Source organism: Grimontia sp. THUN1695 (assembly GCF_059704325.2).
Window position 1 is genome coordinate 302739 of sequence record NZ_AP046577.1, and the last position, 16446, is coordinate 319184.

Consider the following 16446-nt stretch of genomic DNA (forward strand, 5'->3'; position numbering starts at 1 on the left):
CTTCGATTTTAAATATCTGGAAAGTGCTTGAATCTTAGCAGATAAATATTGCAAGATGTGGAGGTTAAGGTCGCTAGCGAACATTGGACGTTAGGGGCACTGTTCATGCCAGAAATGGTGTTGGTGAAGAATGCAGCAGTTCACAAAATCACCCGGACAGGAAATAATCTCACACCCTAAAAACCCAAAAGCAGCCAATGGCTGCTTTTTCTTTTTTCCGCTCAAAAGGATTTTCTACGCATCAACGCTGTTGAGCTTCATCAACTCACGGATGCGTTGTGCGGGCTCTTCCAATTTCAGCGCTTCATAGGCTTTCAACATCATCGGCAATGATCGTTTCGCTGCGTTAGTATCCGGGAAATCACGCTGGATTTGCTGGCAGCGGTTGATGACGGCGACCCAAGCCTCACGGCGTACATAGAAATCTGCTGTCGCCAGTTCATAATCTGCCAAACGGTTTTTCAGGGCAACCAAACGCTTTGCGGCATCAGCGGCGTAATCACTGTCCGGGTATCTCTCGAGTAGACGGCGGAAGTCGACGAAGGCACGGCGGGCCGGTTCAGGATCGCGGTCTTCTCGTTCCATACTGAGCAAGTCATGGACTAAGCTTCTGTCTTGCGCCATGTTAGTCAGGCCGCGCATGTATAACACCCAGTCCATTTCAGGATGACCGGGATTCATGCGTATAAAGCGGTCAATCGTCGCTTCACCCAGTGCCAGATCATCATTTTTGTAATAGGCATAAATGAGGTCTAGCTGAACTTGTTCTGAATAGGCGCCAAACGGATAACGGGAGTCTAACGCTTCAAGTTTTTGGATTGCGGTGTTCCAGTTGCCTTCATTCAGGGAAACCTGCGCTTCCTGATACAGTTCAGACGGCGGGATATCAGGAACGATCTCTTCCTTGCTGGCACATCCAGCCAGCAAGGAAATGACAAGTAAAGAGGATAAAGTAAGACGTTTCATTACTAAGGGTGCTTCCTTGAAAGAATATTTTCAGCCTTTGCCATTACGGAGTCAGCTGCAAAAAGCTACAATGGCGCGATTATGGGCTATTCTACCCATCGACCAAATATAATACCAACTGGTTAACGTGACCAATTCCAAGGGCTTTATTCAATACCCTGTGGTATTAGTCTCATTGAGAATCAAAAAGTTCGTTATGGCACAGCAGTTAGAGTTAAAGAGCACAGTAAATGAGAATCAACTGGGTCAGCGTCTGGATCAGGCATTGGCTGAGTTATTTCCGGATTATTCTCGATCACGCATCAAAGAATGGATCCTGGCCGACAAAGTAAGCGTCGATGGCAAGATCGTCAACAAACCGCGACTGAAAATGATGGGCGGTGAAGCCATCGTCGTTCAGACAGAAATTGAAGATGAGCAACGTTTTGAAGCGCAAGACATCCCATTGAACATTGTTTATGAGGATGACGATATTATCGTGATCAATAAACCAAGAGATCTGGTGGTTCATCCTGGTGCAGGCTGCCCTGACGGTACCGTGTTAAATGGCTTGCTGTATCACTACCCGGACATTGCCGAAGTGCCCCGTGCAGGCATCGTTCACCGTCTGGATAAAGACACCACCGGCCTGATGGTGGCGGCGAAGAATATCCCGACCCAGACCCGCTTGGTACGTGCCCTGCAAAAGCGCAAGAAGTTCACCCGTGAATACGAAGCAATTGCATTGGGGAACATGACTGGGGGGGGCATGATTGAAAAGCCGATTGGCCGTCACTCAACAAAACGCACCCACATGGCGGTGCAGGAGTTGGGTAAACCAGCCATTACGCATTACCGTGTGGTTGAACACTTCCGTGCCCACACCCGCCTGCGCCTGCGCTTGGAAACCGGCCGTACGCATCAGATTCGTGTCCATATGGCATATCTGAACCATCCTTTGGTGGGTGATCCACTCTACGGTGGTCGTCCGCGTCCGCCACGTAATGCTGGAGATAAGCTAATCCAAACCTTACGCCAATTTGACCGTCAGGCGCTTCATGCTGCGATGTTACGTATCGAACATCCTACCACTAAAGAAGTGATGGAGTGGCATGCGCCTATCCCTGATGACATGGTAAACCTGACAGAAGTGCTGCGTGCAGACGTGCTGGAGCATGGCGGTGAGGACTACTGATCGTGGATTGGATTACGCCAAACTGGCCGGTGCCCAAATGGATTAAGGCTGTGAGCACTACCCGACAGGGGGGCGTTAGTCATGCCCCTTTTGACAGTTTGAACCTTGGGGCTCATGTGGGTGACGACAAGGACCGAGTGGCGGTAAACCGCCAGATACTTACGGATACAATGTCGATGCCTACATCGCCAGCCTGGCTTAATCAAGTGCACGGAACAGATGTGGTAACACTGCCTTTGCCCTCAGGCACAATTCCTGATGCGGATGCTTCTTTTACTGATGTTCATGGTCAGGTCTGTATTGTCATGACGGCAGATTGCCTGCCTGTGCTTTTCTGTAACGAAGAGGGTACACAGGTCGCAGCAGCCCATGCAGGATGGCGTGGGCTGGTAAACGGTGTGCTGGAACAGACACTCAGCAAGTTTGATGAACCGGGGAAAGTAATGGCATGGCTTGGGCCTGCCATTGGACCGGATGCCTTTGAGGTGGGTGATGAAGTGCGCGAGCTGTTTATGGCGCATTATCCTGATGCGAAAGCAGCATTCAAACCACAGCGGGATCGTTGGCTGGCAGATATCTATTTGCTGGCAAGACAGCGTTTGATGGCCTCCGGCGTTACCCAAATCTATGGGGGTCAATATTGTACAGTGTCATCACCAGAAGCATTTTTTTCTTACCGCAGGGAAAACCGTACAGGCCGTCAAGCCAGCTGTATATGGATCAGTACAGAATGTGGCTGACCCCATAGATAAAATTTTCGCCAATCAACTTGAAATCAGCCATAGCCGCTCCCATTTTTTTGTTAAGTCATTCTTGAAGCAATTGTCGACGTAATTAAAGGGGGAGGCTATGCGCCTTGACCGATTTACCAGCAAATTCCAATTAGCCATTTCTGACGCTCAGTCATTGGCGTTAGGGCGCGATCACCAGTATATCGAGCCTGTTCACTTGATGGTGTCTCTTCTCAATCAGGACAGCAGTACCATCCGTCCATTGATGACGCTCCTGAATGTGGATCTGACCCAATTGCGCTCCAGCCTGAGCGAAATGCTCGACAGGTTGCCAAAAGTGACTGGCACCGGTGGTGATGTCCAGCTGTCTCACAGCATGGGCATGCTTTTCAATATGTGTGACAAGCTGTCCCAGAAGCGCAAAGACAAGTACATTTCTTCTGAACTATTCATTCTTGCTGCCGTTGAAGAAAAAGGCGTGCTAGGCGAGCTGTTAAGAAGCCTCGGTCTGACCACCAAGAAAGTGGAAGATGCGATTGACAAAGTGCGCGGCGGCCAGGCTATTAACGATCCCAATGCGGAAGAAGCGCGTCAGGCACTGGAAAAGTTCACCATCGACCTGACCGAAAAAGCCGAGCAGGGCAAGCTTGATCCAGTCATTGGCCGTGATGAAGAAATCCGCCGTACCGTACAAGTGCTTCAACGCCGAACCAAAAACAACCCCGTGATTATCGGTGAACCTGGAGTGGGTAAAACCGCCATTGTGGAAGGTCTGGCACAGCGCATCGTCAACGGTGAAGTGCCGGAAGGGCTCCGCAACAAGCGAGTGCTTTCTCTCGACATGGGCTCTCTGGTTGCCGGTGCCAAATACCGCGGAGAATTCGAAGAGCGCCTGAAGTCTGTGCTGAATGAACTGGCAAAAGAAGAAGGCAACGTCATTCTGTTTATCGACGAAATCCACACCATGGTGGGGGCGGGTAAAGCAGAAGGCGCAATGGATGCAGGTAACATGCTCAAGCCTGCGCTGGCGCGTGGCGAGCTTCACTGTGTTGGTGCAACCACCTTGGATGAATACCGCCAGTATGTAGAGAAAGATGCGGCCCTTGAGCGTCGTTTCCAGAAAGTGCTGGTGGATGAGCCAACGGTTGAAGATACCGTTGCTATCCTACGTGGCCTTAAAGAACGTTATGAGCTTCATCACGCAGTGGAAATTACAGACCCGGCGATTGTGGCTGCGGCGAGCCTTTCCCATCGTTATATTTCTGACAGGCAACTGCCAGATAAAGCTATCGACCTGATTGATGAGGCGGCGTCAAGCATTCGTATGCAAATCGACTCCAAGCCAGAGCAGCTTGATCGCCTCGAACGTCGTTTAATCCAGCTCAAGATTGAGCAGCAGGCGCTGGCGAAAGAAAACGACGAAGCAAGTAAGAAGCGTCTGGAAACCCTGCAAAGCGAAATCGACGAGAAAGAGCGCGAGTATGCGGAACTGGAAGAAGTGTGGAATGCTGAGAAAGCGGCGCTTTCCGGTACCCAACACATCAAGAGCGCCTTGGAGCAGGCTCGTACCGATTTGGAGATTGCCCGCCGAGCTGGTGATCTGAACCGCATGTCCGAACTTCAGTATGGCCGTATTCCAGAGCTGGAGAAACAGCTCGATCTGGCAAGCCAGGCAGAAATGCAAGAAATGACATTGCTGAAAAACCGCGTGACAGATGCTGAGATTGCAGAAGTGCTGTCTCGTCAGACTGGTATTCCTGTTGCCAAGATGCTGGAAGGTGAAAAAGAAAAGCTGCTTCATATGGAAGAGGAGCTTCATAGCCGTGTGATAGGACAGGAAGAAGCGGTGACTTCGGTGGCAAACGCCATTCGCCGCAGCCGTGCGGGTCTGGCCGATCCAAACCGTCCTATTGGCTCGTTTTTGTTCCTTGGCCCAACCGGGGTAGGTAAAACTGAGCTTTGTAAATCACTGGCGGAGTTTCTCTTTGACAGCAGTGATGCCATGGTGCGTATCGACATGTCAGAGTTTATGGAGAAACATTCAGTGGCAAGGCTGGTGGGGGCACCTCCGGGCTATGTAGGGTATGAAGAGGGTGGATATCTGACCGAAGCTGTCCGTCGCCGTCCTTATTCCGTGATCTTGCTGGATGAAGTAGAGAAGGCGCATCCTGATGTCTTCAACCTTCTGCTGCAGGTTCTGGATGATGGCCGCCTGACGGATGGACAGGGCCGCACTGTTGATTTCCGTAATTCAGTCGTCATTATGACCTCCAACCTAGGTTCTGATCGTATCCAGGAGCACTTCGGTGAACTGGATTACAGTGGTATCAAAGCCATGGTAATGGATGTGGTGAGTAAGCATTTCCGTCCAGAGTTCATTAACCGCGTTGATGAGTGTGTGGTCTTCCATCCGCTGGGTCAGGAGCACATCAAGTCAATTGCCAGTATCCAGTTGGCGCATTTGGCGAAGCGTATGGCTGAACGTGATTTGATACTGGAAGTCACTGACGAAGCGCTGACACTTATTGCGGATGCTGGCTTTGATCCGGTATACGGCGCTCGTCCACTGAAACGCGCCATTCAGCAAAGTGTTGAGAACCCATTGGCGCAATCTATCCTACGTGGGGAAGTGAAACTGGGCTTGCCAGTGAAACTCATCGTAGAAGATGAGCAAATCAAAGCTGTGCAATAAACGTGTTTTATAGAACGTCTGTGAAAGAGGCCATTTTGGCCTCTTTTCTTTTACATGATGGTAAGGGCTGTGCTTAATTTTAAATATTATCCATAACCTTCTGTGGGGTTGGTATGGATAAAGTGTGTGAAAGTGAGTCTTTCGCGCAAAATATGCTCGAGTGATGTTTTTTCCACAAAAAAATCGCAAAAAAGCCCTTGCCAGATTTTTTCGCCTCCCTATAATGCCGCCTCACCGACACGGAGAGCGGCTCCCAATGCGGAAATGTTCATCCAAACCGGTACGGCGAAGGCCTTAAAAACTGAGACGAAAATAAACGCTTGACGCGTTAAAGTAGAACAGTAAAATGGCCGCCCGCTTCGAAGGGGGAATCACCCTGAGAGGCAAGTCAACAAGGTGTTTTGAGGTTTGTGCAAATCACGCTGAAAAATCTCAAAATTTCTTCTTGACTTCATCGCCCGGCAGCGTAAAATTCGCAGCCCTGACGGTGAGAAGCGCAGCTTCTTAAAGTCAACGTTCTTTAACAATTTGACCTATGCAATCTGTGTGGGCACTCGTCATTGATAGACAAAAGATTTATCGATGAAACTGAGTGACCAAAACGAAAGCTCTTCGGGGTTATCGGCACAGTCAATTTATACAGTATTTCATCGAGCCGCCTTTGTTCACTTTTTCAAAGTGAGGAAGGGCAGAAAAGATTCTAATTGAAGAGTTTGATCATGGCTCAGATTGAACGCTGGCGGCAGGCCTAACACATGCAAGTCGAGCGGCAGCGACAATAAAGATTCTTCGGATGATTTATTGGGCGGCGAGCGGCGGACGGGTGAGTAAAGGCTGGGAACCTGCCCTGACGAGGGGGATAACCACTGGAAACGGTGGCTAATACCGCATAATGTCTTCGGACCAAAGAGGGGGACCTTCGGGCCTCTCGCGTCAGGATGGGCCCAGTTGGGATTAGCTGGTTGGTGAGGTAAAGGCTCACCAAGGCGACGATCCCTAGCTGGTTTGAGAGGATGATCAGCCACACTGGAACTGAGACACGGTCCAGACTCCTACGGGAGGCAGCAGTGGGGAATATTGCACAATGGGCGCAAGCCTGATGCAGCCATGCCGCGTGTGTGAAGAAGGCCTTCGGGTTGTAAAGCACTTTCAGCCGTGAGGAAGGTTACGTAGTTAATAGCTGCGTAATTTGACGTTAGCGGCAGAAGAAGCACCGGCTAACTCCGTGCCAGCAGCCGCGGTAATACGGAGGGTGCGAGCGTTAATCGGAATTACTGGGCGTAAAGCGCATGCAGGCGGTCTGTTAAGCAAGATGTGAAAGCCCCGGGCTTAACCTGGGAGTGGCATTTTGAACTGGCAGGCTAGAGTCTTGTAGAGGGGGGTAGAATTTCAGGTGTAGCGGTGAAATGCGTAGAGATCTGAAGGAATACCGGTGGCGAAGGCGGCCCCCTGGACAAAGACTGACGCTCAGATGCGAAAGCGTGGGGAGCAAACAGGATTAGATACCCTGGTAGTCCACGCCGTAAACGATGTCTACTTGGAGGCTGTTGTCTAGAACAGTGGCTTTCGGAGCTAACGCGTTAAGTAGACCGCCTGGGGAGTACGGTCGCAAGATTAAAACTCAAATGAATTGACGGGGGCCCGCACAAGCGGTGGAGCATGTGGTTTAATTCGATGCAACGCGAAGAACCTTACCTACTCTTGACATCCAGAGAACTTTCCAGAGATGGATTGGTGCCTTCGGGAGCTCTGAGACAGGTGCTGCATGGCTGTCGTCAGCTCGTGTTGTGAAATGTTGGGTTAAGTCCCGCAACGAGCGCAACCCTTATCCTTGTTTGCCAGCACTTCGGGTGGGAACTCCAGGGAGACTGCCGGTGATAAACCGGAGGAAGGTGGGGACGACGTCAAGTCATCATGGCCCTTACGAGTAGGGCTACACACGTGCTACAATGGTGCATACAGAGGGCAGCGAGACCGCGAGGTGGAGCGAATCCCAGAAAGTGCATCGTAGTCCGGATTGGAGTCTGCAACTCGACTCCATGAAGTCGGAATCGCTAGTAATCGTGGATCAGAATGCCACGGTGAATACGTTCCCGGGCCTTGTACACACCGCCCGTCACACCATGGGAGTGGGCTGCACCAGAAGTAGATAGCTTAACCTTCGGGAGGGCGTTTACCACGGTGTGGTTCATGACTGGGGTGAAGTCGTAACAAGGTAGCCCTAGGGGAACCTGGGGCTGGATCACCTCCTTAACGAAGCTATGAATGCGAGTGTTCACACAGATTGTATAGGTTGAAAAAGTAAAGAGTGGTTTGGTATCCCAATACCAGACATTGTGTTTTTCGGTATGATGTCGCTTCTCGCAAGCTCGTCACTCCACTAACACAACGTTAGCGAAACATGTTTCGCTGACAAACGTTGTGTCCCATTCGTCTAGAGGCCTAGGACACCGCCCTTTCACGGCGGTAACAGGGGTTCGACTCCCCTATGGGACGCCATTGGGTCGTTAGCTCAGTTGGTAGAGCAGTTGACTTTTAATCAATTGGTCGCAGGTTCGAATCCTGCACGACCCACCATCTTCCCCACAGAGGATGTAAAACGCAGTTTGGGTTTTGCCTTTTCAAAGGTGAAAACAAACAATGTGGGCGATTAGCTCAGTTGGGAGAGCACCTCCCTTACAAGGAGGGGGTCACTGGTTCGAGCCCGGTATCGCCCACCACTTTTCCTTTATGCTGCGTTGAAGGTTTTCTCGTTTAGCGAGCTAAACGTCGGAATACTTCGCCTTGCCGAAAGGAAAAGGTCATTTGATGGGGCTATAGCTCAGCTGGGAGAGCGCTTGATTTGCATTCAAGAGGTCTGCGGTTCGATCCCGCATAGCTCCACCACTCTTTAAGTGTTCTTGCGAGAATATTTAAAAAGTGGTTTTAACATCACTTTGCTCTTTAAAAATCTGGAAAGCTGACTAAACAACTTTGTTTCGAAAGAAGTGAAGATTGTTTGTGAAAGTTCTCAAATGTTAACTCTTAAGAGTTAACACCAAACACATTCAAGTGTTCTTGGAATTTGAGTCCGGCGAAATCGTCATCGAACGATGACAAACCTTGGTTGTTTAAAGCTACGAAACCTCTTGGGGTTGTAGGGTTAAGTGACTAAGCGTACACGGTGGATGCCTAGGCAGTCAGAGGCGAAGAAGGACGTGCTAACCTGCGATAAGCCGAGAGAAGACGGTAAGAGTCACGATACTCTCGGATTTCCGAATGGGGAAACCCACTGGCATAAGCCAGTATCATTAACTGAATCCATAGGTTAATGAGGCGAACTCGGGGAACTGAAACATCTAAGTACCCGAAGGAAAAGAAATCAATTGAGATTCCGGCAGTAGCGGCGAGCGACCCCGGACCAGCCCTTAAGCTGATTGTGCGTTAGTGGAAGCCTCTGGAAAGTGGCGCGATACAGGGTGATAGCCCCGTACACGACAACGCACAGTGAGTGAAAACGAGTAAGACGGGACACGTGTTATCTTGTCTGAAGATGGGGGGACCATCCTCCAAGGCTAAATACTCCTGACTGACCGATAGTGAACCAGTACCGTGAGGGAAAGGCGAAAAGAACCCCTGTGAGGGGAGTGAAATAGAACCTGAAACCGTGTACGTACAAGCAGTGGGAGCCCCATCACTAAGTTACTGAGACTTAGTGGTCCAGGTACCTTACTTGAAAGGCGGTTAACAACGCGACGCGTTGGTCAACCTCCCCAATCAAGCAGAGGTGGCTTAGTGATGGGGTGACTGCGTACCTTTTGTATAATGGGTCAGCGACTTACGTTATGTAGCAAGGTTAACCGTATAGGGGAGCCGTAGGGAAACCGAGTCTTAACTGGGCGTTCAGTTGCATGACGTAGACCCGAAACCGGGTGATCTAGCCATGGGCAGGTTGAAGATTGAGTAACATCAATTGGAGGACCGAACCGACTAATGTTGAAAAATTAGCGGATGACTTGTGGCTAGGGGTGAAAGGCCAATCAAACCCGGAGATAGCTGGTTCTCCCCGAAAGCTATTTAGGTAGCGCCTCGGACGAATACTACTGGGGGTAGAGCACTGTTAAGGCTAGGGGGTCATCCCGACTTACCAACCCTTTGCAAACTCCGAATACCAGTAAGTAGTATCCGGGAGACACACGGCGGGTGCTAACGTCCGTCGTGGAGAGGGAAACAACCCAGACCGCCAGCTAAGGTCCCCAAGTTATCGCTAAGTGGGAAACGATGTGGGAAGGCTCAGACAGCCAGGATGTTGGCTTAGAAGCAGCCATCATTTAAAGAAAGCGTAATAGCTCACTGGTCGAGTCGGCCTGCGCGGAAGATGTAACGGGGCTAAGCGATACACCGAAGCTGCGGCAGTGTGTTTAGGCACATTGGGTAGGGGAGCGTTCTGTAAGCGGTTGAAGGTGTGCTGTAAGGCATGCTGGACGTATCAGAAGTGCGAATGCTGACATGAGTAACGATAAAGGGGGTGAAAAACCTCCTCGCCGGAAGACCAAGGGTTCCTGTCCAACGTTAATCGGGGCAGGGTAAGTCGGCCCCTAAGGCGAGGCCGAAAGGCGTAGTCGATGGGAAACGGGTTAATATTCCCGTACTGCTGATAACTGCGATGGGGGGACGGAGAAGGCTAGGTGGGCCAGGCGACGGTTGTCCTGGTTCAAGTGCGTAGGTGGGCGAGTTAGGCAAATCCGGCTTGCTATACACTGAGACACGATGTCGAGCTACTACGGTAGTGAAGTCATTGATGCCCTGCTTCCGGGAAAAGCCTCTAAGCTTCAGGTTATCAGTAACCGTACCCCAAACCGACACAGGTGGTCGGGTAGAGAATACCAAGGCGCTTGAGAGAACTCGGGTGAAGGAACTAGGCAAAATGGTACCGTAACTTCGGGAGAAGGTACGCTGCCCGCGGTGAAGTCCCTGGCGGATGGAGCTATGGGCAGTCGCAGATACCAGGTGGCTGCAACTGTTTATTAAAAACATAGCACTGTGCAAACTCGAAAGAGGACGTATACGGTGTGACGCCTGCCCGGTGCTGGAAGGTTAATTGATGGGGTTATCCTTAGGGAGAAGCTCTTGATCGAAGCCCCAGTAAACGGCGGCCGTAACTATAACGGTCCTAAGGTAGCGAAATTCCTTGTCGGGTAAGTTCCGACCTGCACGAATGGCGTAATGATGGCCACGCTGTCTCCACCCGAGACTCAGTGAAATTGAAATCGCAGTGAAGATGCTGTGTACCCGCGGCTAGACGGAAAGACCCCGTGAACCTTTACTACAGCTTGGCACTGAACATTGAGCCTACATGTGTAGGATAGGTGGGAGGCTAAGAAGCGGTGACGCCAGTTGCCGTGGAGCCATCCTTGAAATACCACCCTTGTATGTTTGATGTTCTAACTTGGCCCCATAATCTGGGGTGAGGACAGTGTCTGGTGGGTAGTTTGACTGGGGCGGTCTCCTCCCAAAGCGTAACGGAGGAGCACGAAGGTGGGCTAATCACGGTCGGACATCGTGAGGTTAGTGCAATGGCAAAAGCCCGCTTGACTGCGAGAATGACGGTTCGAGCAGGTGCGAAAGCAGGTCATAGTGATCCGGTGGTTCTGAATGGAAGGGCCATCGCTCAACGGATAAAAGGTACTCCGGGGATAACAGGCTGATACCGCCCAAGAGTTCATATCGACGGCGGTGTTTGGCACCTCGATGTCGGCTCATCACATCCTGGGGCTGAAGTCGGTCCCAAGGGTATGGCTGTTCGCCATTTAAAGTGGTACGCGAGCTGGGTTTAGAACGTCGTGAGACAGTTCGGTCCCTATCTGCCGTGGGCGTTGGAGAATTGAGAGGGGCTGCTCCTAGTACGAGAGGACCGGAGTGGACGAACCTCTGGTGTTCGGGTTGTCACGCCAGTGGCATTGCCCGGTAGCTAAGTTCGGAATTGATAACCGCTGAAAGCATCTAAGCGGGAAGCGAGCCTCGAGATGAGTTCTCCCTGATACTTAAAGTATCCTGAAGGGTTGTTGGAGACGACGACGTAGATAGGCAGGGTGTGTAAGCGCTGTGAGGCGTTGAGCTAACCTGTACTAATTGCCCGAGAGGCTTAACCCTACAACACCCAAGGGGTTTTGGCGGACTCAAACAGAACATTGAATGTGTTGAGAACAGACAGCTTTCCAAGATTTTAATGGGTGTTCCCAGAGCCGAGTTACCCAGGACCGAGAACCCCAATAAAGAATTTGCTTGGCGACCATAGCGTTATGGACCCACCTGACTCCATGCCGAACTCAGAAGTGAAACGTAACAGCGCCGATGGTAGTGTGGGGTCTCCCCATGTGAGAGTAGGACATCGCCAGGCGTCTAATTTAGGTTATTGTGTTTAATACACAGTAATCTGAGTGGAGCGGTAGTTCAGTTGGTTAGAATACCGGCCTGTCACGCCGGGGGTCGCGGGTTCGAGTCCCGTCCGCTCCGCCACTTATTTCAAGATCTTAACTCTTAAAAAGTAATAGGGGTGTAGCTCCAATTGGCAGAGCAGCGGATTCCAAATCCGCGTGTTGGGGGTTCGAATCCCTCCACCCCTGCCATATATAAGGCCTCAGCATACCTGATGAGGCCTTATTATATTTTTATGCAACATTCTCATGAATGGAGCATACTGCTATACAGGAGAGTGCACTTCCTCATTCTCCAAAATAACCCTGCTGAAGCTTTCTCTTTTTCCCTTAGACTTATGCAAATTCCATTAATTAGCTAATCAGATTCGCCCTGCTCCTAAAGCAAGGTGACATGGCCCTGTGTTTATCTTTTCTAAACAGCTCTCAGGCTGCAAGGCTTATTGATGATATCTTCATAACTCTCAAAGCGCCGATTGGTTACTTCGTTTTTGCCGTAGCCAGCTCCATATCTGCTCTATAGGATTTAGCTCTGGAGAATAAGGCATCATGTTAGATAATAGCCGCGTTACTGAACCCGGTCAGCAAGATACGACAGATGCCAGCAGGCTCGTACCCATGATGACAAGTGGGTACTATCTACGATGCCGTTCAGTTTTTGTTTATGAAAGCGTGTTAAATTACCGTTCTAGTGGAGAGGAAAGTGACAATGAAAAAACTGGTATTATTTTTGCCTGTTCTACTCGTTGTTGGGTGTACCAGCACATCTACGCTTAACGTTGCTCTACATCAGGATTGGGAAGGCCTTGCTGAGCGCGATGTCTCTTTACAGCATCCTCAGAGATCTGAATCATCACTTTCAGAATTAGGGGCAATCGATCCCGCCGAACAAGCACTCTATATCTCTGCATATCAAGTGTCGAAAGATGCTTTTTGTGACCCTTCGCGTGCATTTAAGATGGGGTTTATGGGGGAAAGATACGATGGTTTCTGTGACGATCGGAAGGACGGTTGGATCTTTTACCAAAACTGGAATATTGGCAGAGGTGCATCACAAATGGATCGCATCTCCCTCTAGTGTTTCTTGAGTCAAAAACACAAAAAAGCTGACATAAAGATGTCAGCTTTTTTCGTTACAACAGGTTGAATACTTAGTTGTTCGCGTGGAGCTCTGCATTCAGTTCAACGGCCGACTTGTTGGTCAGGCATTCAATCTTACCGGTGATAGAGTTGCGGCGGAACAACAGGTCTGGTTTGCCTGCAAGGTCGCGTGCTTTTACGGTTTCCACTTCCTGGCCGCTTGAATCCAGCATGGTGACCTTGGTGCCTGCAGTCACATAAAGACCAGATTCGATGGTGCAGCGATCGCCCAATGGGAAACCAAGGCCAGCATTAGCGCCCAGCAAACTATTCTCGCCGATAGATATGACAATCTGACCACCGCCACTCAGGGTGCCCATGATGGACGCGCCGCCGCCAATGTCACTGCCGTTACCCACCATGACACCTGCAGAAATGCGGCCTTCAACCATGCTTACACCTTCCGTACCGGCGTTAAAGTTGATAAAGCCTTCATGCATCACGGTTGTGCCTTCACCTACATGTGCACCCAGGCGTACACGCGCGGTGTCTGCAATACGAACGCCCGCAGGAACCACGTAGTCAACCATCTTCGGAAACTTATCAACACAGTCAACGGTCAGTGTTTCGCCTTTCAGGCGGGCTTCCATTTGACGCTCTGCCAGCTCTGGCAGGTCGATAGGTCCCTGGTTGGTCCAGGCAATGTTGTGCAGCAGGCCAAAAATACCATCCAGCACAATGCTATGCGGTTTTGCCAGACGGTGGGAGATCAACTGAAGCTTCAGAAAGCCCTCTGCAACACTTGCCGGCTTCTCATCCGTACCCAGAATAACCAGTACCAGAGGCTGTTTGGAGTCTGCCGCTTTTGCTGCGAAGCTGGCTGCTGCTTGTTCATCCGCTGAAGAAAATGCGGCAGAAATCGCGCCGCATTGAGAGGCGTCGATGTCGAATACCTGATTGCCTTCACTGTAGCCAACAACACTTGAAAGCGCAGAAACCAGTGCGTCTGAAGGATTCAATACTGGCGTTGGGAAAAACGCTTCAATGATTTTTCCGTCTTTGTTTTTTGTCGCGGTGCCAAACGCAAGAGCAAAACTGGCCATGATGCGGGAATCTCCTTGTCTTTTTAATCTGCTGCTGAGTAAACCAGAAGCAGCATGATAATTGTGATTGCTGGAGACATCTTAAAGTGAACTTCAGCAAGATTGAAGGGTATCTGGGGAGAATACACGGGATTAACGGTACTTGGGTAAAAATGGCGAGTGATAGACCGAAAAATAGCACAAACGTAAAATAAAAAACGCTCCGTGTCAGGAGCGTTTGTCAGGTTCAAGCAGCTTCCGCATCATCATCTTTGGTCGCTTCGGCTTTCTTTTTTGTTGGTTTTGGCGCAGGTTTGCGTTTTGCGCCCAGAGCAAAGAGGACTTCTTCACGGTTTTGTGCCAGGAAGAGAGACAGTTCTTCCCGCTGTCCTTCATCACCTACCACATCGCTTTTACCCAGCAGTTCAAACAGCTCATCTGCCATATCCAGCATTTTGTCATACGCATCAGCTTCCGCTTTAGAGGTAAAAGTCATCTTCTCTTCTCCGTTGCGTTCAACCACATATTTGACGATAACGGCCATGGTTAACCCCTCTTAATTTGTCTACTGGCTGTTTATACAGTAGAGTAGATCGACCTGTCTAGTCTAACCGTGATTACTGTGATGGCATTGGAAAAATTCTCAGATATCTATCTTCGAGCTGCAACAAGAAAGGGAAGCAACAGTGATTTAGAGCAACGCCTTGCTTATCCCAAACGTCAACAAGAATTGTGTGAAATCACCGATGATCGCTGGCTGGCAACGTTTAGCCAGACGATTTTCCAGTCTGGCATGAACTGGCAGGTGGTACGAAACAAATGGCCGGGCTTTGAAGAGGTCTTCTGGGGGTTTGATATCGAAAAGATGTGTCTGACACCGCCTGAAATGTGGGAAGAAAAAGCCACCAATCCCGCGATTATCCGTCATCTTGGTAAGGTCATGACGATTCCCCATAACGCACAAATGATTCAGCGTATCGCCAAGCAGCACGGCAGTTTCTCCCGGTTTATTGCAGAATGGCCGGAAGACGACATTATTGGTTTGTGGGCGTACCTGAAGAAACACGGCAGCAGGTTAGGCGGGAATACCGGGCCTTACTCCCTGCGTTTGATGGAGAAGGATACGTTTATTCTATCCGGAGATGTTGAAGCGTATTTACGTGCGCACAAGATAATTGATGGCGGACGTGATACCCGAAAATCATTAAATGCTGCACAGGCCGCGTTTAACCACTGGAAAGAGGAAAGTGGTCGTCCGCTTTGTCAAATCAGTCAGATTATTGCCTTCAGCGTGGGTGATAACCGTTACTAATCACGGATTTGCCACTTTGCCGCAAATGAGAGAAAACGCTCAAACAAAGGTGAGTGGTATTTGCTTTTATGGTGGACGAGCCAATATTGGCGCTGTAAATCAAGGGGCAAGGTCAGTTTGTGCAATCGCTTATTTGCAATCGCGTGGCGGGCAGCCAAAGTAGACAGATACGCCAGCCCGAGCCCTGCCGCTGCGCAGTTAATAATGGCTTCTGTGGTACGAAGTTCAAAAGCAACTCTCCAGTTTTCCAGCCGGGGCGCGATTTGTGAAAGAAAGTGTTCCCGCGTGCCCGAGCCGGTTTCTCTCAGTAACCAGTGATGGTTTTCAAGGTCAAGCAGCGTGATCTTCTCCTGCCCTGCCAAAGAATGGTCAACCGCACAAACAATACACATTTCATCTGACAGCCAAGGCTCTATTTCCAGATCTTCATTTTCCAGATAGTGTTTATTTTCGCCTTGACCTTCGATAAGTCCAATATCGAGCTCAAAGGCGAGAATCCGGTCGATAATCGATTGGCTATTTGAAATCACTAACGCTTGATCAGCATGACGACTCTCTGCCCGGAAATCCCGCAACAGAAAAGGGACCAGTTGGTTACCGATAGTATCACTGGCTCCAATCCGCAAATGGCCGGTTAATGCTTCATTGGAATCGAGCACTTTAGAGATTTCATCTGTCCGGGTTAGAAGTTCATCGGCCAGTGGTAATAGTCGTCGCCCTTGCTCGTTGAGAATTAATCGATTATTAACCCGTTCAAACAGCTTGTGGCCGAGCTGGTTTTCCAGTTCAGTGATGGCCATGCTGACTGCCGGCTTGGACAAATAAAGCAGGCTGGATGCAGCAGTAATGGTTTTTTCTTGAGCAACAGCAACGAATACCTGCAACTGGCGAAGTGATACCGACATGGTGGATACCTGAGTCATTCTTTTTTTAATTTTAACTTAACTTAAGGTTAAAAATATTCAGATATACTAAATATCAATGCCGTTCTAT

9 protein-coding genes, 6 tRNA genes, 3 rRNA genes and 1 pseudogene are annotated in these 16446 nt (G+C 49.9%); 14 read left to right on the forward strand and 5 right to left on the reverse strand.

Features of this window, described 5'->3' with window-relative positions; all coding sequences use genetic code 11:
• Positions 1–234: 234 nt before the first annotated feature.
• Positions 235–966, reverse strand: coding sequence for an outer membrane protein assembly factor BamD (gene bamD, locus AC6IB1_RS04890; RefSeq protein ID WP_497568046.1), 732 nt, complete (start codon positions 964–966; stop codon positions 235–237).
• A gap of 196 nt (positions 967–1162) precedes the next feature.
• Here bamD and rluD point away from each other — a divergent pair, with 196 nt between their 5' ends.
• From rluD to AC6IB1_RS04950, 12 genes are all read left to right on the forward strand, one after another.
• The gene (gene rluD / locus AC6IB1_RS04895; protein ID WP_497568047.1) at positions 1163–2140 is read left to right on the forward strand and encodes a 23S rRNA pseudouridine(1911/1915/1917) synthase RluD; all 978 of its coding nucleotides are present in this window, start codon (positions 1163–1165) and stop codon (positions 2138–2140) included.
• A 2-nt stretch (positions 2141–2142) separates the two neighbouring features.
• Positions 2143–2880, forward strand: coding sequence for a peptidoglycan editing factor PgeF (gene pgeF, locus AC6IB1_RS04900; protein ID WP_497568048.1), 738 nt, complete (start codon positions 2143–2145; stop codon positions 2878–2880).
• Between the two features lie 109 nt (positions 2881–2989).
• Complete coding sequence (gene clpB / locus AC6IB1_RS04905) at positions 2990–5563, forward strand: ATP-dependent chaperone ClpB (RefSeq protein ID WP_497568049.1); 2574 nt, start codon at positions 2990–2992, stop codon at positions 5561–5563.
• A 701-nt stretch (positions 5564–6264) separates the two neighbouring features.
• Positions 6265–7816 (forward strand): 16S ribosomal RNA (locus tag AC6IB1_RS04910).
• A 170-nt stretch (positions 7817–7986) separates the two neighbouring features.
• Positions 7987–8062 (forward strand) — tRNA-Glu (locus tag AC6IB1_RS04915).
• Positions 8063–8064: 2 nt separating this feature from the next.
• A tRNA-Lys gene (locus AC6IB1_RS04920) sits at positions 8065–8140 on the forward strand.
• A 67-nt stretch (positions 8141–8207) separates the two neighbouring features.
• Positions 8208–8283 (forward strand) — tRNA-Val (locus tag AC6IB1_RS04925).
• 90 nt (positions 8284–8373) lie between these two features.
• Positions 8374–8449, forward strand: a tRNA-Ala gene (locus tag AC6IB1_RS04930).
• 254 nt (positions 8450–8703) lie between these two features.
• Positions 8704–11695: ribosomal RNA gene (locus AC6IB1_RS04935) — 23S ribosomal RNA — on the forward strand.
• A 131-nt stretch (positions 11696–11826) separates the two neighbouring features.
• A 5S ribosomal RNA gene (rrf, locus tag AC6IB1_RS04940) occupies positions 11827–11942 on the forward strand.
• The 16S, 23S and 5S rRNA genes sit together here with 6 tRNA genes alongside, the layout of an rRNA operon.
• 42 nt (positions 11943–11984) lie before the next feature.
• Positions 11985–12061: transfer RNA gene (locus AC6IB1_RS04945), tRNA-Asp, on the forward strand.
• Positions 12062–12094: 33 nt separating this feature from the next.
• A tRNA-Trp gene (locus tag AC6IB1_RS04950) sits at positions 12095–12171 on the forward strand.
• Positions 12172–12406: 235 nt separating this feature from the next.
• On the opposite strand, the pseudogene AC6IB1_RS04955 reads toward AC6IB1_RS04950, so the two are convergent.
• Positions 12407–12524, reverse strand: a pseudogene (locus tag AC6IB1_RS04955) (transposase); the annotation flags it as partial.
• 164 nt (positions 12525–12688) lie between these two features.
• Between AC6IB1_RS04955 and AC6IB1_RS04960 the strand changes: the two are divergent.
• Positions 12689–13057 carry a DUF2799 domain-containing protein gene (locus AC6IB1_RS04960; protein WP_497568050.1) on the forward strand — a complete coding sequence of 123 codons (369 nt, stop codon included), beginning with the start codon at positions 12689–12691 and terminating at the stop codon, positions 13055–13057.
• 73 nt (positions 13058–13130) lie between these two features.
• On the opposite strand, the gene dapD is transcribed toward AC6IB1_RS04960, so the two are convergent.
• Together dapD and AC6IB1_RS04970 are read right to left on the reverse strand one after the other, a co-directional pair.
• A complete protein-coding gene (dapD, locus tag AC6IB1_RS04965) occupies positions 13131–14162 on the reverse strand; it encodes a 2,3,4,5-tetrahydropyridine-2,6-dicarboxylate N-succinyltransferase (RefSeq protein ID WP_497568051.1) in 1032 nt (343 codons plus the stop codon).
• Between the two features lie 226 nt (positions 14163–14388).
• Positions 14389–14685, reverse strand: a complete 297-nt coding sequence (locus AC6IB1_RS04970; protein WP_497568052.1) for a YebG family protein — start codon at positions 14683–14685, stop codon at positions 14389–14391.
• Between the two features lie 81 nt (positions 14686–14766).
• On the opposite strand from AC6IB1_RS04970, the gene AC6IB1_RS04975 reads away from it, so the two are divergent.
• Positions 14767–15453 (forward strand): DNA-3-methyladenine glycosylase I, encoded by a 687-nt coding sequence (locus tag AC6IB1_RS04975; RefSeq protein ID WP_497568053.1) that lies wholly within the window; start codon positions 14767–14769, stop codon positions 15451–15453.
• Here AC6IB1_RS04975 and AC6IB1_RS04980 read toward each other — a convergent pair.
• Positions 15450–16358 (reverse strand): LysR substrate-binding domain-containing protein, encoded by a 909-nt coding sequence (locus tag AC6IB1_RS04980; RefSeq protein WP_497568054.1) that lies wholly within the window; start codon positions 16356–16358, stop codon positions 15450–15452. The two genes, AC6IB1_RS04975 and AC6IB1_RS04980, sit on opposite strands and share 4 nt — an antisense overlap.
• Positions 16359–16446: the final 88 nt, after the last annotated feature.